Source organism: Mycobacterium sp. TH-M106, from assembly GCF_057473765.1.
Genome location: NZ_JBYCLE010000302.1, coordinates 1 through 19,119, shown reverse-complemented (window position 1 = coordinate 19,119; position 19,119 = coordinate 1). Strand labels below are relative to the sequence as shown.

21 protein-coding genes and 1 pseudogene are annotated in these 19,119 nt (G+C 64.3%); 12 read left to right on the top strand and 10 right to left on the bottom strand.

Features of this window, described 5'->3' with window-relative positions; all coding sequences use genetic code 11:
• Positions 1-194: 194 nt before the first annotated feature.
• The 5 genes and pseudogenes from AC2VOP_RS10540 (at position 195) to AC2VOP_RS10520 (ending at position 5,812) form a co-directional block, all read left to right on the top strand.
• Positions 195-941, top strand: coding sequence for a TnsA-like heteromeric transposase endonuclease subunit (locus AC2VOP_RS10540; protein WP_486960907.1), 747 nt, complete (start codon positions 195-197; stop codon positions 939-941).
• Entirely contained in the window at positions 938-3,004 is a 2,067-nt protein-coding gene (locus tag AC2VOP_RS10535) for a helix-turn-helix domain-containing protein (protein WP_486960906.1), read from the top strand. Before AC2VOP_RS10540 ends, AC2VOP_RS10535 begins: the two co-directional genes overlap by 4 nt.
• Complete coding sequence (locus AC2VOP_RS10530) at positions 3,001-4,071, top strand: AAA family ATPase (protein ID WP_486960905.1); 1,071 nt, start codon at positions 3,001-3,003, stop codon at positions 4,069-4,071. Before AC2VOP_RS10535 ends, AC2VOP_RS10530 begins: the two co-directional genes overlap by 4 nt.
• Positions 4,037-4,516, top strand: a pseudogene (locus AC2VOP_RS10525) (TniQ family protein); the annotation flags it as partial. The gene AC2VOP_RS10530 and the pseudogene AC2VOP_RS10525, both read left to right, overlap by 35 nt.
• Positions 4,517-4,699: 183 nt before the next feature.
• The gene (locus tag AC2VOP_RS10520; protein ID WP_486960909.1) at positions 4,700-5,812 is read left to right on the top strand and encodes a hypothetical protein; all 1,113 of its coding nucleotides are present in this window, start codon (positions 4,700-4,702) and stop codon (positions 5,810-5,812) included.
• A 502-nt stretch (positions 5,813-6,314) separates the two neighbouring features.
• On the opposite strand, the gene AC2VOP_RS10515 is transcribed toward AC2VOP_RS10520, so the two are convergent.
• On the bottom strand, positions 6,315-6,905 hold the full coding sequence (locus AC2VOP_RS10515; RefSeq protein ID WP_486960904.1) for a TIGR03086 family metal-binding protein: 591 nt from the start codon (positions 6,903-6,905) through the stop codon (positions 6,315-6,317).
• A 378-nt stretch (positions 6,906-7,283) separates the two neighbouring features.
• On the opposite strand from AC2VOP_RS10515, the gene AC2VOP_RS10510 reads away from it, so the two are divergent.
• From AC2VOP_RS10510 to AC2VOP_RS10480, 7 genes are all read left to right on the top strand, one after another.
• The gene (locus tag AC2VOP_RS10510; RefSeq protein ID WP_486960903.1) at positions 7,284-8,261 is read left to right on the top strand and encodes a threonine ammonia-lyase; all 978 of its coding nucleotides are present in this window, start codon (positions 7,284-7,286) and stop codon (positions 8,259-8,261) included.
• A 118-nt stretch (positions 8,262-8,379) separates the two neighbouring features.
• The gene (locus tag AC2VOP_RS10505; protein WP_486960908.1) at positions 8,380-8,808 is read left to right on the top strand and encodes a PhzF family phenazine biosynthesis protein; all 429 of its coding nucleotides are present in this window, start codon (positions 8,380-8,382) and stop codon (positions 8,806-8,808) included.
• Complete coding sequence (locus tag AC2VOP_RS10500; RefSeq protein ID WP_486960902.1) at positions 8,745-9,113, top strand: PhzF family phenazine biosynthesis protein; 369 nt, start codon at positions 8,745-8,747, stop codon at positions 9,111-9,113. Before AC2VOP_RS10505 ends, AC2VOP_RS10500 begins: the two co-directional genes overlap by 64 nt.
• A 192-nt stretch (positions 9,114-9,305) precedes the next feature.
• Complete coding sequence (locus AC2VOP_RS10495) at positions 9,306-9,845, top strand: GNAT family N-acetyltransferase (protein ID WP_486960901.1); 540 nt, start codon at positions 9,306-9,308, stop codon at positions 9,843-9,845.
• Between the two features lie 58 nt (positions 9,846-9,903).
• Positions 9,904-10,581 carry a pyridoxine/pyridoxamine 5'-phosphate oxidase gene (locus AC2VOP_RS10490; RefSeq protein ID WP_486960900.1) on the top strand — a complete coding sequence of 226 codons (678 nt, stop codon included), beginning with the start codon at positions 9,904-9,906 and terminating at the stop codon, positions 10,579-10,581.
• Between the two features lie 21 nt (positions 10,582-10,602).
• Positions 10,603-12,015, top strand: coding sequence for a pyridoxal phosphate-dependent decarboxylase family protein (locus tag AC2VOP_RS10485; protein WP_486960899.1), 1,413 nt, complete (start codon positions 10,603-10,605; stop codon positions 12,013-12,015).
• Between the two features lie 53 nt (positions 12,016-12,068).
• Positions 12,069-12,539, top strand: a complete 471-nt coding sequence (locus AC2VOP_RS10480; RefSeq protein WP_486960898.1) for an OsmC family protein — start codon at positions 12,069-12,071, stop codon at positions 12,537-12,539.
• A 95-nt stretch (positions 12,540-12,634) separates the two neighbouring features.
• Here the strand turns inward: AC2VOP_RS10480 and AC2VOP_RS10475 are convergent, their stop codons facing one another.
• From AC2VOP_RS10475 to AC2VOP_RS10435, 9 genes are all read right to left on the bottom strand, one after another.
• Positions 12,635-13,147: a DinB family protein gene (locus AC2VOP_RS10475; protein ID WP_486960897.1), complete on the bottom strand. Its 513-nt coding sequence runs from the start codon at positions 13,145-13,147 to the stop codon at positions 12,635-12,637.
• A 63-nt stretch (positions 13,148-13,210) separates the two neighbouring features.
• A complete protein-coding gene (locus AC2VOP_RS10470; RefSeq protein ID WP_486960896.1) occupies positions 13,211-14,296 on the bottom strand; it encodes a methyltransferase in 1,086 nt (361 codons plus the stop codon).
• A 19-nt stretch (positions 14,297-14,315) separates the two neighbouring features.
• Positions 14,316-14,741 (bottom strand): ester cyclase, encoded by a 426-nt coding sequence (locus tag AC2VOP_RS10465; protein ID WP_486960895.1) that lies wholly within the window; start codon positions 14,739-14,741, stop codon positions 14,316-14,318.
• Between the two features lie 75 nt (positions 14,742-14,816).
• Entirely contained in the window at positions 14,817-15,722 is a 906-nt protein-coding gene (locus tag AC2VOP_RS10460) for a class I SAM-dependent methyltransferase (protein ID WP_486960894.1), read from the bottom strand.
• Positions 15,703-16,107 (bottom strand): nuclear transport factor 2 family protein, encoded by a 405-nt coding sequence (locus AC2VOP_RS10455; RefSeq protein ID WP_486960893.1) that lies wholly within the window; start codon positions 16,105-16,107, stop codon positions 15,703-15,705. The genes AC2VOP_RS10460 and AC2VOP_RS10455 overlap by 20 nt, the downstream gene beginning before the upstream one ends.
• 153 nt (positions 16,108-16,260) lie before the next feature.
• A complete protein-coding gene (locus AC2VOP_RS10450; RefSeq protein ID WP_486960892.1) occupies positions 16,261-16,575 on the bottom strand; it encodes an MmcQ/YjbR family DNA-binding protein in 315 nt (104 codons plus the stop codon).
• A 2-nt stretch (positions 16,576-16,577) separates the two neighbouring features.
• Entirely contained in the window at positions 16,578-17,378 is an 801-nt protein-coding gene (locus tag AC2VOP_RS10445; RefSeq protein ID WP_486960891.1) for a MerR family transcriptional regulator, read from the bottom strand.
• 226 nt (positions 17,379-17,604) lie between these two features.
• On the bottom strand, positions 17,605-18,399 hold the full coding sequence (locus AC2VOP_RS10440) for an SDH family Clp fold serine proteinase (protein WP_486960890.1): 795 nt from the start codon (positions 18,397-18,399) through the stop codon (positions 17,605-17,607).
• Between the two features lie 53 nt (positions 18,400-18,452).
• Positions 18,453-18,638, bottom strand: a complete 186-nt coding sequence (locus AC2VOP_RS10435) for a hypothetical protein (protein ID WP_486960889.1) — start codon at positions 18,636-18,638, stop codon at positions 18,453-18,455.
• Between the last annotated feature and the right edge of the window lie 481 nt (positions 18,639-19,119).

The window sequence follows — 19,119 nt, the reverse complement described above, 5'->3', positions numbered from 1 at the left end:
GATTCCGACACCTTCGGGAGAACCAGCGTCCGACACCCTGCTGTGAAAACCCAGGTCGCCGAGCGTCAAATCCGACATGTTCGGCGAGTTCCTACAGGCGGTGTAGGAACCCGCGTGTCGTGTCGGATTCTCATTTAGCTGTCGGAAGCGTGTCGGTACGCCGCTAACTTGTCGGCGTCGGGCACAGTGAAGTTGTGGCATCCGCCCAGAGCGCGACAGCCGAGGTCAGCTACATCTCCGGCGACGGTGAGGCCGTCACGGTTGGCTTCGACCGTGTCGATCCCGCCCGTGTGGTGCAGGGGTTGCCTGTTCGTATACCGGTTTCAAGGGCGGGGCAGCGGAACTATTCGGGGTTGTACTGGTCGTCGACGACTCAAGAGCACTTGGTCTATGAGAGCCTCCTCGAGCGCGACCGGCTTCTGCTCGCCGATTTCTGCCCGGACGTACATTGGATCGCTGCTCAGCCTTTCTGGATGCGCGGCTTGGACGGGCATGAGTTCCGTCGCCACGTACCGGACATCTTGTTGCAGCATCGGGGCGGCACGTTCACCGTCGTCGACGTGAAGGCCGAATGGCTGCTGAAGAAACCCAAGGCGATCGACGTTCTCAAATGGACCGACCGCCTCTGCCGACGGCGTGGTTGGCGGTACGAAGTGTGGTCAGGCGCCGATCACACGGAGCTGACGAACGTGCGCTTTCTGAGCATGGCGAAGCGCTCCAGATTCGTCGATCGTGTCGCATCAGAGCGCATCTCCGCAGTCGCTTCAGGTGGTATGACGATCGACGAAATCCTTACCGGATCCCTGCAGGGAAACACCGTTGATCGCTCGGCGGCGATGACGGCGTTGCTGGAACAGCTTTGGCTTTCCAAGTGGAGTACGGACTTGCGCATCCCGCTGTCGGGTAAGTCGATCGTCACATTCGGCGGTGCGGCCGCATGAGTAGCCCTGGGCGGTTCGAGCTGGCGGTCGGCACCGAGTTGTGGTTCGAAGGCGCGTTGTGGCGTGTGCACCGCATCGATGCGCGTGGGGTTGAGCTGATGTCTGATCGGACTGCAACGCGAGTTCCTTTCGAGCGCCTCTGCGCCGAAGGCGGCATCGTCCGCGATCCCGAGCCCCACGACTCCGACGATGAGCTGATTCCGGTGATCCTCGGATCGCTCAACGCCAAGCAGCGCGAGGCGTTAGAGGTACGGGCGGGCCACATCCGCGAGGCCCAGGCGGCCATCTCCGCTGGAGAGAAATCCGCGGGCGATGCGTACCGCGAGAAAGCGGCCGAGCTGCGGGTATCTGAGCGCACAATCGAACGCTGGGTGGCCGGCTACAGGACGTCAGGTATCGCGGGGATCGCTGATAGCCGGCTGCTGCAGAAGCGCCAGTCCACCGTCGACCCACGGTGGGACGCGATGTGCGAGTGCATCCTCGACGAACTGGTCACGGCCTCAACCCCCACCAGGAACGTGGTGATCGACAAGATCAACCGCAGGTTGGACGCGGAGTACGGAATCGGAGAGGTGCGCATCCCATCAGCGTCGACCGCACGGCGGCGCTTGGAGGCGTTGTCGAAGGGGCGCCACGCATTCGGGAGCGCCAAGAATCGGCGATCCGTCGCCAACCTCCCAGCCGGGGTATACGGTCGTCTGAGCGCGACCCGACCAGGCGAGTTCACGGTTTTGGATACGACGCCCCTCGATGTTTTCGCGATGGAGCCAGTGACACTACGGTGGGTGCCGGTGGAGTTGACCATCGCGATGGACGTCTTCACTCGTTGCGTAGTTGGCATGCAACTCACGCCGTTGTCGACTAAGGCGCGTGACGTCGCGGACGTTCTCTACCAGGCGGTCACACCACCCTCAAATCCGGTCAGTGACGACGTGCACGCATGGCCGTTCCACGGCATTCCCCACAACTTGGTCATCGAATCCGGTCCGTCGGCGGGCAACACACCGGAAGGCCCTGCCATCGTTTCGAGTTGCCTACCCGAGACCATCGTTGTAGACCACGGTAAGCAGTACCTTTCGGAACACGTGCTCGGCGCCTGCGCTCGGCTGGGGATTTCGGTTCAGCCGGCAATCGCTCGAAAGCCCACTGACAAGCCAATGGTCGAACGGTTTTTCCGCACACTGCGGGAGTCGCTGCTACAACACCTGCCGGCCTACAAGGGTCCTGATGTCTACTCCCGCGGTGCCGATGTGGAGAGCAAGGCGTTCTACTACGTCGGCGAGCTTGAACAGATCATCCGCGAATGGATCGGTTCGGTCTATCACCACACCAAACACGACGGACTGTGCATCCCGAGTATGCCGCGAGAGCGCTTCTCTCCGGTCGAGATGTTCGAGATTGGGCTGGCTCGGAGTGGGTCGTTGACCCTTCCAGCAAGAGCCGAGCTGGTGTACGAGTTCCTCCAGGTCGAGTGGAGGACGATCCAGCGCACCGGCGTCGAAGTCAACGGCCAACGCTATAACGGTGAGGGGCTCAATGGGTTTCGGAACCAGAAATCGCCCTACCAAGGAACGCACGCTGGGCTGTGGCCGATCTCGATCGACACGAGCGACGTCCGCTTCGCGTATTTCCGCAATCCCGACACCGATCAGTGGTGTCGGCTCGAATGGGAACACGCACACGGCCTCGATGCCCCGTTCAGCCAGGACTGCGCCGACTACGCCAAACGCGTCAGTGTCCGCACCAATCGGCACGTGGATCCATCGAGCGCGGTCCACGACCTGCTGGGCCGGTGGGGCCGCGATGAGGTTCTGAGCCGTCGGGACAAGGCGCTTGCCCGCCGATTGTGCAGTCAGCGCGTGTCCGATCTGGCTGGGAAGGCCGAGGATCCCCTACCGCCGCAAGAGGCTCGGGATGCATCATCACTTCCGACGGTGATCGACCTTGTAGCGCGGTTGCCGAAAGCAGCAGCCTTGGGCGACGTTGTCGACGACCTCGATGTGTTCGACCGGTACTACGACGAGCACCCCGACGAAGACACCTTCGAGGTTTTCCACGAATGACGAACCGGTGGGCCAGATGGTTGACCAAGAACGGCAGTGCCCACTATCAGTTGTCCCGCAAGCAAGGTTGGAACGCGTTCGCGAGTTCGGGGCCTCGTGACGACTTCGAAGTCTTGGATCGCCGCCAAATGGACGCGCTCGCCGGTGATCATCAGGAGGACTACAACGAGGCGCGGATGGTGTGGAACGCGAACCTTCCGACGGTGAAGACCGCACAGCTCAAGGCCGCCTACGGCATCATCGACCAGGTCATGTCCTCCAATCGACGCGACGGTGACCGCCTGCGCGGTTCGGTGGTGATCGACGCTGAGCCCGGGTTGGGCAAAACAACGATCGCCACCCGGTACGCGCGAGATTTCCACCGCGCCGTCTACCGGCGCCACGGACCGAAAACACCCGAAGGCCACCAGCGTCTGCCGGTGGCCTTCGTTTCGCTCAGCGCCGGAATCACGCTCAAGGGGCTCAACCAACAGATCCTGCGGTTCTATGGACATCCCGCCGTCGACCGAGCCTCGACCTCGAAACTGGGTGCCCTGGCCGTTGACTGCGTGACCTCGTGCGCGACGAGGTTGATCGTGGTCGACGACTTGCACTTCATCGACTTCCGCCACCGTAACGGCGCAGAAGTGTCTAACCACCTCAAGGGGCTGGCGAACGAGATGGCGGTCACCTTCGTGTACGTAGGAGTGAAGCTGCGCGAAAAGCGGTTCTTCGACGAGGGACTCATCGGAGAGCAAGCCGCTTACGCGCAAACCAGCCGCCGCGCCACACGGTGTCCGGTCGCGCCGTTCGCGGTCGACACCGACGCGGGCTTCCGCGGCTGGGTCAGCTTGCTTGGCGCGTTCGAAAGGCACATCAAGCTTGCCGACGCCAAGCCAGGCATGCTGGTCGATCACGCCAAAGAGCTGCACCGGCGAACCCAAGGAAGAATCGCCTCCCTGACCAACCTTCTCGACCGCGTCAGCTACTTGGCGATCACCACCGGCGTCGAAAACATCACCGATGAACTGATCGCGGCAACAACAATCGACAATGCGGCCCAGATCAGCAGCAGCTCAACGGCCTAAGCCGCCGGGCCGGGGCCACCCACTTCGGGCGGTGCCAGCCGGCTATGACATCGATCGCTGGCCCATCGCAGTCGCGATCCGCGTCGACGAGACGATCGAGTCTTGGTTGACGAGAGCGGCCAAACGGTACGGCATCACCCCGGGGGAGTTGATTGCTGAAGCCGGGGCCCGAGCCCACCTACGGCGGCCAGGCCAGGTCACGCTGTTAGTTCGCCGGCACGCCGCCCTCCTCGCGGCCAGCCTTGGCTGCCCGGAATCCGACGCGATCACGGCCGCGGCCGAGATGGCGCCCAATGCTGCCGTCGTTGACTACCTGGCCCGGTATCACGGGGTTAGGCGGCCACTACCGGTGGGGAGCGGGTTTTGTCCCCTGTGTTTGGCGGTGCCCGAGCCGCACTGGAAGCGCGAATGGTCAAGCATGTTGGCAGTTGCCTGTGACCGGCACGCGTGCTTGCTCGTGCGCTCCTGTCCGAGATGTGGTGAGCAGCCCTGGTCGACGGTGTCGTGGCTGTCGCAGCAACCCGATGCTCGGCTCTACCGTTGCCCCAACCGGCCGCGTCGTCCTAGTGGTCGCATGCGGCGCGGGTGCCGCTGCAACTTCGACCTGCGAACGATCAATCCATTCGGCATGGACACTGAGGCGGTCAGTACCCACAAACTGGCGTTTCGGCTCTGGCAGCAGTATGTGCACGACCCCGCCAGCCTGCTGCGCGTTGTCGGTATCGAGGCCACCGCAACGATCGCCTTCGACGCCCTATGCCAACTCGTCGACGAATCCATCAGGATCTTGACCCTGTTCGAAGACACCTACGATCGCACCGCCTTGGTGCGTGCGCTGCGCAACGCCGGCCAGGTGCTCTCCTCCACCTCGGCGACGGTCGCCGCGCAGCAAGCGGATGCTGTCGGCCTACTGAACCCCGCCGGACCCGTCACTCCCGTCGGCCCCGACAACGTGCTGCTGCGCCGCCGGCGCAATCCGCTGCTCGCCGCGATACGTCTGGGCTCCGTCCGCGCGACGCTCAGTCCGGCCGCCCAACTCACGTTCGACTGCGGCAATCGCCACCCTCGCTATCCGATCCGTGAAAATGATGACCGCACCTGGCTACGGCTCCCCGAACACCACTCCGAGCTTGCTGAGCTCGACTCCACATGGATCCCCCAAGTTCTCTGGCCTGGCACCGTGTGGACCGGCACCGATGACGACACCACCTTGGCTGCTGCGGCCCAAGCAACGGCGCTGGCCAAGATCGGCGACACCCGCCCGTGGGCGATCATTGCTCTCGACCTCGGCCTGCCGAAGGGCATCGCGGTTCCGGTAACGCAGTACTGGCGACGAGTCGTTCGCGACGGACTGTGGCCGGAAGCCCTTGCTGCGTTGACGGATCTGAATGAGCAGCTGCGCCGCAACCAAACCCCGATCGACTACCAGCAGCGACGCATCATCGCCGACGATCCGCGGCGACTAGTGCGAGCACTGAAACGTGCCGGTGCCGACGGTCGCACCTGTGGCGGTGGGCAGTTCCACGACGTTGTCCGCCGCTACTGGGAACTCTTCACCGGCGGTGATATCCGCTATGCGGCTGCCCCGTACGCGCTGCCTGCCGGGCAATACAACGACTGGCCCACAAAGCGCGCCGACATCGACAATGACCACAATGAGATCTTTCAGAATGCCTACGCGTTTATGACCGCTGCGAATGCGTTGCGCCCCAGCGGTCCTCTGACGTGGCAGCCGCCTTGAATAGCCAGGGTGAACCCAACCGGGGCCTGCGATCAGGTTGCCGTTGGCCCGCCCGCCTACAGGCGGGCGAAACTGCAAGACCTGGTTACGGTGACGGTACTGAAGCTCCAATCGCGGGACACCCGCCCGCTCTCAACGGCTCAACTACTCAACGAGGTAGAAGAAGAAATCCGCGGTTGGGCGATAGCGAAACCCATTCTCGCCGCACGCCGGCTTCGAAGCGACGGGACCCGCGGCGTCAGGCTTGGCCAGGTCATCGAGATCCACGACGGACTGGCCGATGGGACCCCGGGAACGTCGTTCCACGATCGATCACGAGAGTCGCACATCGTTGCCCGCGCTCACCACACACTCGGCCACGACCGAAACCTTTGGCCCGATGTGCTGGCGGGCGACTGAGCTCGATGGGTCCTGCCCCGGACAGACCTCCGCGCCGATCATTGAAGGAATTGTCAAATGTTGTGGATCGGGCCGTGAGACTGCTGGGTGGCCCGTGTGATTGTCAGGGCATAGACCTTCCCGTGAGTGCCAGCAGCCGGGCCGGGGCGGGAGCGTCCGGATTCGCTGGTTCAACGTCCGCGAAGTATCCATGTTCGCGCTGTGCCTGCAGAATCGAGGCCGCGCGATCGAGAATGTACGCAGCAATATCGTTGTCGATCGTTGATGTGGCATCGAGGGTGCTTGCAATGTCCCAAGCATGCACCGCGAGTTCCGCGACCCGCATCCGCAGCAGCACGCCGCCACTGACGGTCTGCATCGGGTGATACGCGCGGATCGAACCGGCACCAGGTTGGGCGAACAGCGTTCGCAGCTCGGCGGACAAGTTGTCGTGAGTAGCGCGTGGATCGTCGCCGACGTTATCGGCTGTACGGGTCCAGGCGATCTCGTCCGGCATGCCGCCTCGCAGGTAATGGGCGTATCGCAGCGCTCCACCGCAGACATGATTAGCAACGTCCTTGACCGTCCAGTCACCGCAAGCGGTGGGACGATCAAAGGCGGCGACATCGAGTGACCCGAGAACCTGCGAGAACGACTGCGTCGCACGGTCGAGCGCGTCGAGGTCGGTCGAGTCCAACATCACGATGTCCAACACGACTGCAACGCTAGCGTATCCGCTTCTTGGGTTGGCGTACGCGAACGGTCGAATGTTTTACCGGCCCGCCCCAGGTCGCGACGGTGGCGCGGGCCGGCAAGATCGCGGTGGAAACCGCCTGCGCTACCGGTGGGTGACAAAGTCGTATGGCATACGGGGCAGCGGTATTCCAGGGAGGATGGTCTGCATGGAAGCATTGGCCGACCGGATCGACCGGCACGGACAAGCTCTTGAACGAGGGCACCACTCGCCGCTGTATGTCGCGTTGATGCACAGCGCGGCGGATAACGTCCGTGTGAGCGGGGTGGTCAACGACCATCCTCCCCGACGGCCCTGGTGCCATGTGGAACAGCGGCGTTAAAGCTACGCTGCTGTGTTGTGCAGCAGACTCGCCTCGACACTGCTCGAATCCAGGCGGCTCGCCGAGTCATCGATCCGGTTTTCCTCGATACGCCGCTGTATCGCTGCGAGCCTCTGGGACGAAACCTCGGCTGCGCGGTGAGCATCAAGCTCGAAACAGCGAATCCGGTCGGCAGCTTCAAGGCGCGCGGCACCGAGGTCGCCGCCAGCATGCTCGCCGATAACGGCTCACCCGCCGTGGTGTGTGCCAGCGCCGGCAACCTCGGCCAAGGGCTCGCGTGGTCTGGCGGCAGCAGGGGCCTCGACGTCACCATCGTGGCATCCCGGTTTGCACCGGCGGTCAAACTCGATCGCATCCGCGCACTGGGCGCCAGACTGGAGTTGGTGGACGGCGATCACGAGACGGCCCGTACGCGAGCGGCCGTCATCGAACGGCAGGACGGCATCCGGCTGCTCGAAGACAGCTTGGACATCGAAACCTGCGAGGGCGCGGCGACCATTGGCCTGGAACTGGTGGAGGCCGCGTCGTCGTGCGACGTCGTCCTGATCGCTTTGGGTGGCGGGGCGCTCGCGACCGGTGTCGGGCACGTTCTCAAGGCTTTTGCGCCCGATGTCGAGGTGATCACCGTTCAGCCGGCCGGCGCACCGGCGATGACAGACTCGTGGCGCCAGCGGCACGTGGTCACCACCGACACCACGGACACCATCGCCGACGCTGTCGCCGGCCGGTGCCCGATTCCGGCCGTCCTTGACGACCTGCTGCTGGTCGCCGACGACGCCGTCTTGGTCTCCGAAGCATCGATCCTCGTCGGGATGCGGATGCTCCTCGACCACGCTGGCCTCGTCGTCGAACCGTCGGCCGCGCTCGGCATTGCAGCCATCCTCGAAGACCGCGACCGCTTCGCGGGCCGACACGTGGTCACCATCGTGTGCGGCAGCAACGTCGACATGGACGCCTACCGCCGCTGGACCGTTTCAGGCCCGCCACCGGCATAGCGTCCACGGCGGGGGCACACGTCCCGAATGTGGATCTGACGTATCGTCACCATCGTCATGGCTGGCAAGTGAGGGGGCAGCGGTGCGGGCGTTCATCGTTGATGCGTTCACCCAGGAGATGTTCCGGGGTAATCCTGCCGGGGTCGTCTTGCTCGACCGACCTTCCGACGCAGCCTGGATGCAGACCGTCGCCGCCGAATTCAATCACCCCGCAACGGCGTTTGTGGATCTGTCAGGGGACCACCGCGTGACAGGGCTGCGCTGGTTCAGCCCGTCCACCGAGTTGTCGCTGTGTGGACACGCCACCTTGGCCAGCGCGCACATCCTCGGCGGTGACCAAACCTTTCAGACCAAAGGCGGCGTAATGCGTTGCGTCGTCGCCCCAACGGCACTATCAGCATGTGGTTCCCCGCGGACCCGGTGCGCCCCGAATCGGCGACCGCTGCGTTGCTGGCCGGACTACCGGGCATCGCACCACGCTCGGTGTGGCGGGGGCGCACCGATGTGCTGGTGGAAGTCGCATCGGCCGCTGAGGTTCGTGCGCTGACCCCTGATGTAACGGTGTTGACCGACGTGGCGGCCCGCGCGGTGATCGTCACCGCCGCCGGCGACGGAACAACAGACATCGTCAGCCGCGTCTTCGCGCCGCGCGCCGGAATCGCCGAAGACCCGGTAACCGGATCGGCGCACTGCACCCTCGCGAATTTTTGGTGCGAGCAACTGGCCACCAATGAACTCCTCGCCGAACAAGCGTCTCGGCGCGGCGGGCTGGTGCACATCCGATGCGACGGCGACCACGTCGTCATCAGCGGTCACGCTGTCACCGCATATAGCGGCGAGTTGCATACCTGAGCGTGAGAAACCGCAGTTCGACATCCGCGATGCTCAACCACGGCAGCCAACGCAGCCACCCGGTGGTCCAGTACACCAGATCGATAACTCCACGGCCACTTCGGTGCACTCGACGTTGTTCTCGACCTGCCACTCCGGCTTCGGAGGGGGTGCTGTAGGCGCCACGGCCATTGCGGTGCTGTACTTCGTTGCGTGGAGAAAGGCAACTCTGTGCGGCCAGCGTCGACGGGTGATGCGTCAGCCTGCGTTGCGATCTATCGCCCGTATATCGAGGACACCGCGATCACGTTCGAAACCGAAGTGCCGACCGTCGAGCAGATGGCAGCGCGAATCGCCGCGGCCCGCGACACCCACGAATGGCTTGTCCTCGAACAGGAGGGTGAAGTCCGCGGTTACGCCTACGCGCACGCATTCAATCCCCGCGCCGCCTACCGCTGGTCGGTTGAGACGAGTGTCTACATCGCGGACCACCACTACCGCCGCGGCGGCGGCCGCAAGCTCTACACCCACCTTCTGCGTCGACTCGCCGAGCGGGGCTATCGGCGCGCCTTCGCCGGCATTACCCAACCCAACCAGGCCAGCATCGCCTTTCATCGATCGTTCGGATTCGAGGAGGTTGGCCTCTACCGGCGAGTCGGCTGGAAACACGGACGCTGGCACGATGTCGCCCGGATGCAGCTCGACCTGCCCGGCATCGACGATCACGACGGGCCGCCGACCCAAATCGTCTAACGTGCCTCCTACACCCGGCTACCGTGGGGCTCGTGCCGGCAAGAGGGAGGCGTTGAGCGTGTCAACCCAGCTGTGGTCTGATGATGACGGCGGCCGGGCGTACTTGCGGACACTGCCCGTGCTGTCTGGGGCCGGCCCAAACTTCGACACCGACGCGGCTCCTGCTGATCCTGTCGCGCTGTTCGTGACGTGGCTGCAGCAGGCCGTGGCTGCCGGCGTGCCGGAGCCGCACGCGATGACCATCTCAACGATCGACGTGCAGGGGGTGCCGCGAGCACGTGTTCTGATCTTGAAAGCTGTCGATAACGTCGGATGGCACTTCGCGGTGAGTTCGGTCAGCCAAAAGGGCCGCGACCTTGACGCACACTCTGCTGCGGCGCTGACCTTCTACTGGCCTGCCATGGTCCGCCAGGTGCGTATCGTCGGTGCCGTCGTCAGCGACGGGACAAAAGCAAGCCGCGCAGACTTTCGCGCGCGCCCGCTGGAGTCACGGGCGATGGCCTTGACTTTGCGACAAAGCGAGCCCCTGCACGACGTCACCGAACTCGACACCGAGATCGCCAAGGCCCATCGTAAGCTGGACGATGATCCCAACCTTGCTCCAGCCGAATGGATCTCGTATGCGGTCCAGCCCAGCGAAGTGGAATTCTGGCAGGGCTCCACCGATCGCCGACACCAGCGCCTCCGTTATCACCGCGTCGACGGCGGATGGGATCGCACCCTGCTGTGGCCGTGAGTGTGCCCTAAGGTTTTGCCTATGCGTGATCGCACCGCTGGCCTGGCCGCCGCCGCGCGCTATGCGCACGAGTTCCTCAACGCCCTCGATCAACGCCCGGTGGCTGCCCGTGTCGATGCGGGTGGCGTCCGCAGGATGCTTGGCGGACCGCTGCAGGATGACGGCGAGGACCCGACCGCGGTCATCGATGCTTTGGCGGCCGGCGCCGATCCTGGTGTTGTTGCCAGCGCCGGGCCGCGCTACTTCGGGTTCGTCACCGCCGCCACGCTGCCTGTCGCGGTGGCCGCGGACTGGATGGTCTCGGCCTGGGATCAAAACGCCGCCTTCCACGCGATGTCGCCAGCGGCCGCAGCCATCGAAGAGGTCACCTCCGCATGGACTCTGGAGTTGCTGGGTCTGCCCGCCACGGCCAGCGTTGGGTTCGTCACCGGTAGTCAAGGCGCCAACACCACCTGTTTGGCCGCCGCCCGCCACGCCGTTCTGGCCCGAGTCGGCTGGGACGTCGAAAACGACGGCCTTATCGGTGCACCACCGGTGCGTGTCCTGTGCGGCCAGCACGCCCATGCCACGATCGACACCGCCCTGCGCCTGCTGGGACTCGGCGCCAACAAGACCATCCGCATCGTTGCCGACGACCAAGGCAGGATGCAGCCCGACGCGCTGCGCGACGCACTGGCCGCCGCCGACGGGCCGACGATCGTGTGCGCTCAGGCCGGGAACGTGGCCACCGGTGCATTCGACTCCTTCGAGCCGATCGCCGACGCCTGCACGGCCCACAACGCCTGGCTGCACATCGACGGCGCGTTCGGCCTGTGGGCGGCCGCGGCACCGGCCACCCGACACCTGACCCGGGGTGCAGAGCGGGCCGACTCCTGGGCCGTGGACGCCCATAAGTGGCCTAACGTGCCCTACGACGCAGGCATGGCGATCGTCGCCGACCCCGAGACTCATGTCGCGGCGATGAGACTGGCGGGTCCCTATTTTGTGGTTGATCCCGGTGAGCGTGACAACACCAATTTCGTGCCCGAGGCTTCGCGCCGTGCCCGTGCCGTGCCCGTCTATGCGGCTCTCCGATCGCTGGGGCGCAGCGGTGTCGCCGAAATGATCGAACGCAACTGCGCGCAAGCCCGCCGCCTGGACGAACGGTTGGCGGCGATTCCCGGCGCTACGGTCCTTAACGACGTCGTGCTCAGCCAGGTGCTGGTACGGCTGCCGGGCGGCGATGACGTCAACCGGGCCGCGGTCGCTGCCATACAGCGCGACGGGACCTGCTGGCTGAGCGGCACTACCTGGCGCGGGCACTATGTTCTGCGGGTATCAATTACCAACTGGGCCACCACGGACGACGACGTGGACCGCTCAGCAGACGCCATTGTGCGTGCCGTACAGACGCACTCGTCAGTGAGGGGCGAAGGTCTCACCTCACAGAGCTGAAGGTCGAGGGCTGAATGGAATCTGTTCCAGCGCAAAGGGGACCAACTAGATCGATGTCCAGCGAGCACACGTACACCGTCGAGGTCTGCTGGACCGGCAACCGTGGCACCGGGACCAGCAACTACCGCGCGTACGGACGAGCGCACGAGGTGATCGCCGAGGGGTGTCCAACGATCCTCGGCTCCTCCGACCCCGCCTTCCGCGGTGATCCCACCCGGTGGAACCCCGAGCAACTGCTGCTGGCCTCCCTCTCCCAGTGCCACCTGCTCTGGTACCTACACCTGTGCGCAGTCCACGGCGTGGTCGTCACCTCCTACGTGGATCGCCCGGTCGCCACGATGACCGAAACCGCCGAGGGCGGGCACTTCACCGCGGCCGTCCTGCAGCCGCATGTGCAGGTTGTCGCAGCAGAGATGGTGGACAAGGCGCTCGCGTTGCATGCCGACGCCCACGATGCCTGCTTCATCGCCAATTCAGTGAACTTCCCAGTGACATGCGACCCGGCGGTCAGAGTGACCGTCTGACTGGCCTGACCGCGAAAGTAGAGGCTCGATGCGTTCGGATGAGCGGCGATGAAGCGTCAGGTCCACGGCGTGTCCGAACCCGAGATCAACACCGGTTAACACTCGGCGGTTGTCGTCTGCCGGCAAATGTCGAGGAGGTGGTGCTGCGCCTCGTGCAGGGTGTGCATCGCGACCCACCGCAACGAGCGTTCCCGGGTTTGTGGGTAGTGATAGACAACGGTGCGGTCCAAATCGTCAGCGCCCAATAGGTCGAGTACATGGCCGAGCAGCTGCGCAGCATCGGCAAGTTGGCGAGCCACATCCCCAGGTTCTTGTTCGGCATAGCCGTCGTGCTCGACCCGCTCATCGCGCCCCATCGGCGAGCAGTCGAGTCTATCCATCCGGCGGGCCGCCAGGACCCGCTCCCGCTGTACCAGCAGCATGTCGCGCAGATGACACCCGTACTCCAGCGGTGACCATACGGCGGGCTGCCGCCTGATCCGCAGATCCGTGTCACCGCCGCGCAGGATCGCCGCGATCTCGGCGACCCGCTCATGCAGATCCGCGGGGACCGCACCGGCTCGATCGAGGTCGTAGCTGAAACCACACTCCTCGCACCGCTCGATCATTCCCTCATCGTCGCAGGTTGCGACACGGTCCGTCTGGCAACGGCCGTGTTGCCGACGTCCGTGCTACGAAGCGGGTTTGCGAGCACGAAGCACACCACGGTCGGCGGCTGTCGGGGCGTGGGTGATGTCGACGAACCCCACACCTCCGGCGATTTCCGCAAGCTCGGCTGTCGACCAGCATTTCCCGGGCGTGGAATGCATCAGCAGCGCGGAATACTCGGCCACCGGGAGCGGGCCTCGCTTGTCGGCGTCGATGTGGGTGTCGTGATCGAGGAACCAGCCGTCGGCGGGTAAGGCGGCAAACGAGGACGCAAACACGTGCTCGACCCGCTCGGTGTCCCAGTCGTGCAAGACGTGTGAGTACAGGTGAACGTCGAAACCGTCGGGCAGTGGATCGGTGAACATGTCCCCGGTGATCACCGAAACTCTGTCGCTGCACCCCCGCTCGTGCAGCAGAGTCCGGGCCGCCGCGTCGACCGGTGCGCGTTCAAACACCGCCGCGGCAGCGTCGGGGCGGCCAGCGATTATCGCGGCGGCGTAACTGCCCGAGCTTCCGCCGACATCGAGCAGCGCTTCGATCGGCAGGTCGCCGATCGCGTGGGCAAGGGCGGGGCCGAGAAAGGCCGCGCGGGCATCCATGGCCGCGGTGTAGCCCGCTGCAAACCGGCTATCGGCCAACCGCGTCGACCAATCAGCCTCGGCTCCAGCAGCGCCTTTCACTTCGGGCTGCTGGCCGGTGGGTGCGCTGGCCCAAGCGATCTGTTCGCCCGTGCGTAACACTCGCCCGAACTCGGCGACAGCGGGCCGTTCGGCCAACGAGGCATAGTAGGAGCGCAGTTCAAACGGCGACTCGGCGACCAGGTGCTGGCGCGCGAGCTCGGTGATCTCAAGCCGGTCACCATCGGCGACGCCGCGATCAATCAGGCCAAGGGCGGCACAGTACGTCAGCAGAACATCGACCGGACGCTCCGCGAGCCCCATCGCGGCCACCAACTCGCCGGCACGCAGCGGCCCATGGGTGTTCAACCAGGTGAACAAGTCCAGGTCGACCACGGCGGCGATCAACAAGTCGCCGGCATAGACACCGTCACGCACCCGGTAAAGCACGGTCGGATCGGGAACCGCGGACGGCATCACGTTGTCGGGCATTGAACCAGCTTCTCCCCTGTCACCTCAGCTGTCGTCGTAGCGTATCCAGGTCGCCAATCACCCAAATGTCGCTGATCAGGCCATCGGCAACGGTGAAGAAGGCGGCGCCGCTGTAGGCGAAGCCACGGCCGGTCGCCGGGATATCAAGCAGCGTCCCGCGGTGCGTGCCGGTGAACCGAAGTCGAGCCGCCGCCCGATTATCGATCGCAACCAGGTCGAGCAGCTCGTTATGGAAATCCGGCGCACCGCGGCGGATCTGGTCACGGTAACGACGCCACCCATCGCGTCCTACGGTCGCCTGGCCAAGTGAGCCCCGAAACGTGACGTCCGACGCTAACGTGTCGTCCACCGCTGCGTCGTCCCATTCGTTCCAAAGCTGGTGATAGAACCGGGTGACGAGGCCGCTGACGTAAGCCTGCGGCAGGTCGCCGTTACCGGCGATCATCTCTGCTCACCCGACAGCACGGGCATGACACGAGTCGTAGGTCGTGCATCCATCCGCCGTCCAACGGTTCCGTCCTTACTGTGGGCGCCGTCCCCAGGCCGCCAAAAATCCCGGTCCAAGATCAAAGAACTTGGGATCAGCCAGCAGACGTTGCGCCTGGTTGATCTCCTCGTCGTCCATCAACTTGGCAGCGAGCAAGCGAGGTCGCACGATTTCCAGGCTTAAACTCCAGAACTCCGCCATCGGCGTAGCGCCCTGCACTGTCGGCACTATCGCCGAGACTCCGATGTCTCGGTATCCATGGCGTTGTAACGGCTCAGGAAAGGTGCGGGCCCACTCGTAGTCGGTGCCGGTCAGGGCAAGCACATCGACATACGCCTGGATCGCCCTACGGAAGGTCGGATTCTGGCTACTGGATATCGGAAACGATGCACAGTCCACGACCACCAGGATGCCCTCGGGCGCCAGCCACGGAACGATTCGGTCGAGGACTTGCTCGCGTTGCGCGACGTGCTCAAGGACAGCCCGCGCGTGGATGATATCGAAGGAACCAGCAGGAAATTCGTCGGTGACCACATCGTGCTGAAGCACCCGGATGCCCACATCTTCAAGCGGCTCAAGCAGCCGGGGATCGATGTCGGTCGTAGTTACCAGCGCTGGGTCGCCTGTCTCGCGCGCGAGCCAGCTAGCGATGGAGCCAGATCCGGCTCCGATCTCAAGACAGCGAAAGCCCCGGCTGAATCCCGCGCCTCGAATGGCGGCCATGCTGAAGGTATCGACGGTGTCCTCAAGCAAGCTCAGCCGCTCGTGCTCCCTGGGCCAGTCTTTGGTCAGCACGTATTCATTGCGCTGGCCGATAGCTTCGGCCGTGGCAACATCAGCTTGCGGTGAAGTTCCTGACACCTTTGTGGGCACCTCTCGAATGCTCGTGCGCTGGTCGTGGCGCAGCAGCTGGCCAAATTTACTCGCGAATTTCGGCAACTCGCGCCTGCGCAGCAGTGTCTGCTGACTTCGAAATGAGATACGTTCCGTGCCCCTCGATGACTAGGCCGTCATCGTTGAACTTCAGGACCTCGTTGACGAGACCGTTGTTCTGGTTGCGATAGGTGATAACCAGAGTGTCGATCCCCTGGTAGACACCTTCGACCACAAAGTGAAGCTCAGGAATGCGTTGCACGGCCGTGGTCCAGTAGTGGCGCAACGCCGTCTTCCCGCGAAGCGTCCCTTGGGTATCCGGCAGAAGCTTGCCGGCAACCGGTGATGTGAACACCACCTCATCGTGAAAGTGCTGGAGAACGGCATCCACGTCATGGCCGTTCCATGCCTGAACCCACTGCTGGCCGAAGGCAATCGCATCCAGATTCATAGTGGGCACGGTAATAGCGACGGGACGGTAGGGCCACTCGTTTTCTCGATGTCGCGGTTGATGAGCCGTTGCGACGCCTGTACTCGTTGACCCTGGTCGAGGTGGGCGACGAGGAATATTCAAGACCTGTGGATGGGGACCCCAGCGGTCGATCTACAGGCGGCGGGGCTTCTTGTGGTCCCATGCCTCCGCGAGGAGGTCGCGGACGAGCGACTCGTCGGCGTGGCCGAGGTCGATCTCGACACACGCGAGGCGCTTGCCCCAGTAGAACTCGCGGCACGACTCCGGCCAGTTCGCGGCGGCGGAGCGGATGCCGTGTTCATCGAGCATGGCGCGCAGGCGGTCGGAGCTGGGCAGGGTGGCGAAGATCCGTCCGGCTACCCGGAACGACGGGAACCCGTGGTGGTCTTGTTCGACGGCCTCGGGCAGGGCCAGCGCCAACTGTCGGGCGGCAGTATCGGTGACCATGCTCAGTCGAGTGGGCTGTGGAAGTACCAGAGATGGCCCTCGAAGTCGCGCGCACCGTACTCGCGCACGCCGTAGGGCTGATCCACCGGTGCCCCGAGGAGGTCGGCCCCGTGTTCCTTGGTAAAGGCGTAGTGGGCATCGGCGTCGTCGACAGCGATGACGATCATGCTGCTGACGCCGCCGAGTTCGCGCGGCGATCGGTAGCCGTTGCCGCTGGGATGCAGCCAGATCGACTGGTCCCCGGCGAACAGCTCACCGTGCACGGCCCGACCGTCAGGATCGAGTTCCAGGGAGCCCGAGGTTAGACCGAAGGTGTCGACAAGGTACGCATGTGCCGCGGTCAGGTCGTCGTAGACCAGCAGCGTCGTGGTGCTGCGGATTGGCGTGTCCAACATGCTCATCTCCTCCATGATCCCGAACAGGGTGTCCGGTGATGCGTCGCCGGAGCCGGCGATCTCGCCGGCGATCGCTCGCAGATGCGCGCTCAACCGGGCAGCTGCGGCGATACCTCGGTCGGTCTCCTCCGCGTGACGAGCCACCATCGAGGCGAGGTCCCACTGGGGGTCGTCGAGGAGCGAGCGGATCTCGGCCAGACTGAACCGAAGACGACGCAGCGCCAGGACGCGGTAGAGCCGGAGCACGTTGTTGCGGCCGTAAAGCCGGTGCCCGCCGGCGGTCTGACCAGCCGGGCGCAACAGACCCGTTTGGTCGTAGTGACGCAAGGTGCGGACCGTCACTCCGGTCAGGTCGGCAAGTTGGCCGACCCGCCATCCGTCCGCCTTCTCGGGCTGGGTGTGTGTCACGCCCTTGACCGTAGAAGCTGACGTTGGGTCACATGCAAGCCCCATTACGGCCAGTACCGCCGACGTCGCCCGGTCCGCCGCTGTGCTCCGCACCAGGAAGTTCACCGGTGCACGGGCAGAAGAGTCACGCGTCTTGAGCGTCACCTCCTGATTCGTCCGGCCGTTCGACGAGCTCACCTGAGCCGGTCGTCTAGCCGCAAACGCCGCTCCAAGCCGCAGCAGGCGGTCAGGTTGCGCTCGGCAGCTGATACCGGCTCAGCTGGGAAGCCCGCTCTCCCTCGTACACCCGCAGCAAGTGGATCGGCCCCAGCGAGAAGTATTGAGTCCACAAATTCCAGATCCGCCGCCACTGCTCGGAACGCGGATCCAGTTCGGTGGTCGGCAAGCCAGCTTGCGTTGCCTCGTGCGCACCGATCAACGCACCATGCGAATGCGGCGAGGTGATCAGTGGCTCGTTTATCGTCTCGCACATGGCCGCCGCGTCTTGCTCGCTGCGGTCAGGGTTGCTGCTGATCGCCTGTTTTGCCAGATCGGCGGTACGACTCAACGCCGAACGCGCGAATTGAACGGTCGGAGCATCGATCCCTCCGAGCATCGCCGCGTGCAATGGGTAGGTGTTGGGACGCTTGTCGACATCCTCGAGGGCCTTATCCACCGCGGCAATCATGTCTTTCGCGCTTACGAAACCCCTATCAGGCAGCAACACCTGAGGATCAATCGGTCCCAGATCCGAGGTCGGGCCCATCACCACCTCATGAGCGCCTAATGCCAAGATCGTCGCCGCGCTCTTTGCCGACTCCGGAACGAGCACCACAAACCGTGCACTGGCGGCCTGAGCCATCCGAGCCAAACGGATCGCCGTCTCTCCGTCACCACCCGGCGAACACAACATCAGATGCAGATCCCGGCTGGCGTCCAGCCCGTCAAGCAGCTCAGCGAAGTAAGTGACACTCTCGGACAAGATCTGGTCAATGAACACCACCAGGTTGCAGCCGTAGGCCTCCTGGTAGGCACGAATCAAAGACTGCCGACGGTACCGCGCTTCGTGCTGCGCCCGAAACAATGGCGTATAGCTCAAGCCGTCGGCGGAAATGCCTGTCGTTCCGCCAACCGAGAGCCCGGGATCGGCCGCAGCGGTCGCGGAATCATCGTTCGGCGCCCCAACTCCCAGGCCTCCATCGCGGTCTTCGCCTTCTCGTCCCAATCGCCGTCATCTCCCGTAACCGCGGGCTCCGGCAGAACGACGTCGTGTGTGCTCATTTACGCCTCCACCTAGTAGCACCTTCACAATACCTCCAGAACCACCAGCAACAATGGCCCCAGCGATCGTGGTGTTCCTGCATTCTGCCATCATCGCGCTGCCCACCGACAAGCAATCGTCGCTCAGATCGACCCGGCCTGCCGTGACGGGCGAGACGTTGCCGCAGCCGTCCGGTCACTGCCGCCGACTGTAGTTTGAACCGGCGCCCGAGCTGCGCCGCATCGGCGGTCCACTCTGAGGACTCTCAGCCGAGGAATCCGACACCTTAGTGAGAATCGGCGTCCGACACGTTACTGAGAAAGCCCAGGTCGCACGTCTTCAAATCCGACAGGTTCGGCGGGTTCCTACAGCAGGTGTCGGTTCTCAACCCACACCGGCGACACGAGCGCATCAGGAGCGCATCAGGAGCGCAGATGACCACCAACGGCTCTTCGAACCACAGCCGGGCCGCACGCGCAGACCGACGGCAATTCGCGATGA

What these genes read in the sequence shown, in the direction of transcription:
- AC2VOP_RS10535 (WP_486960906.1), top strand. Translation starts at nt 938, where the DNA reads ATGAGTAGCCCTGGGCGGTTCGAGCTGGCGGTCGGCACCGAGTTGTGG.
- AC2VOP_RS10530 (WP_486960905.1), top strand. Translation starts at nt 3,001, where the DNA reads ATGACGAACCGGTGGGCCAGATGGTTGACCAAGAACGGCAGTGCCCAC.
- AC2VOP_RS10520 (WP_486960909.1), top strand. Translation starts at nt 4,700, where the DNA reads ATGGACACTGAGGCGGTCAGTACCCACAAACTGGCGTTTCGGCTCTGG.
- AC2VOP_RS10505 (WP_486960908.1), top strand. Translation starts at nt 8,380, where the DNA reads ATGTTCCGGGGTAATCCTGCCGGGGTCGTCTTGCTCGACCGACCTTCC.
- AC2VOP_RS10485 (WP_486960899.1), top strand. Translation starts at nt 10,603, where the DNA reads ATGCGTGATCGCACCGCTGGCCTGGCCGCCGCCGCGCGCTATGCGCAC.
- AC2VOP_RS10480 (WP_486960898.1), top strand. Translation starts at nt 12,069, where the DNA reads ATGTCCAGCGAGCACACGTACACCGTCGAGGTCTGCTGGACCGGCAAC.
- AC2VOP_RS10475 (WP_486960897.1), bottom strand. Translation starts at nt 13,147, where the DNA reads ATGATCGAGCGGTGCGAGGAGTGTGGTTTCAGCTACGACCTCGATCGA.
- AC2VOP_RS10470 (WP_486960896.1), bottom strand. Translation starts at nt 14,296, where the DNA reads ATGCCCGACAACGTGATGCCGTCCGCGGTTCCCGATCCGACCGTGCTT.
- AC2VOP_RS10465 (WP_486960895.1), bottom strand. Translation starts at nt 14,741, where the DNA reads ATGATCGCCGGTAACGGCGACCTGCCGCAGGCTTACGTCAGCGGCCTC.
- AC2VOP_RS10455 (WP_486960893.1), bottom strand. Translation starts at nt 16,107, where the DNA reads ATGAATCTGGATGCGATTGCCTTCGGCCAGCAGTGGGTTCAGGCATGG.
- AC2VOP_RS10450 (WP_486960892.1), bottom strand. Translation starts at nt 16,575, where the DNA reads ATGGTCACCGATACTGCCGCCCGACAGTTGGCGCTGGCCCTGCCCGAG.
- AC2VOP_RS10435 (WP_486960889.1), bottom strand. Translation starts at nt 18,638, where the DNA reads ATGAGCACACACGACGTCGTTCTGCCGGAGCCCGCGGTTACGGGAGAT.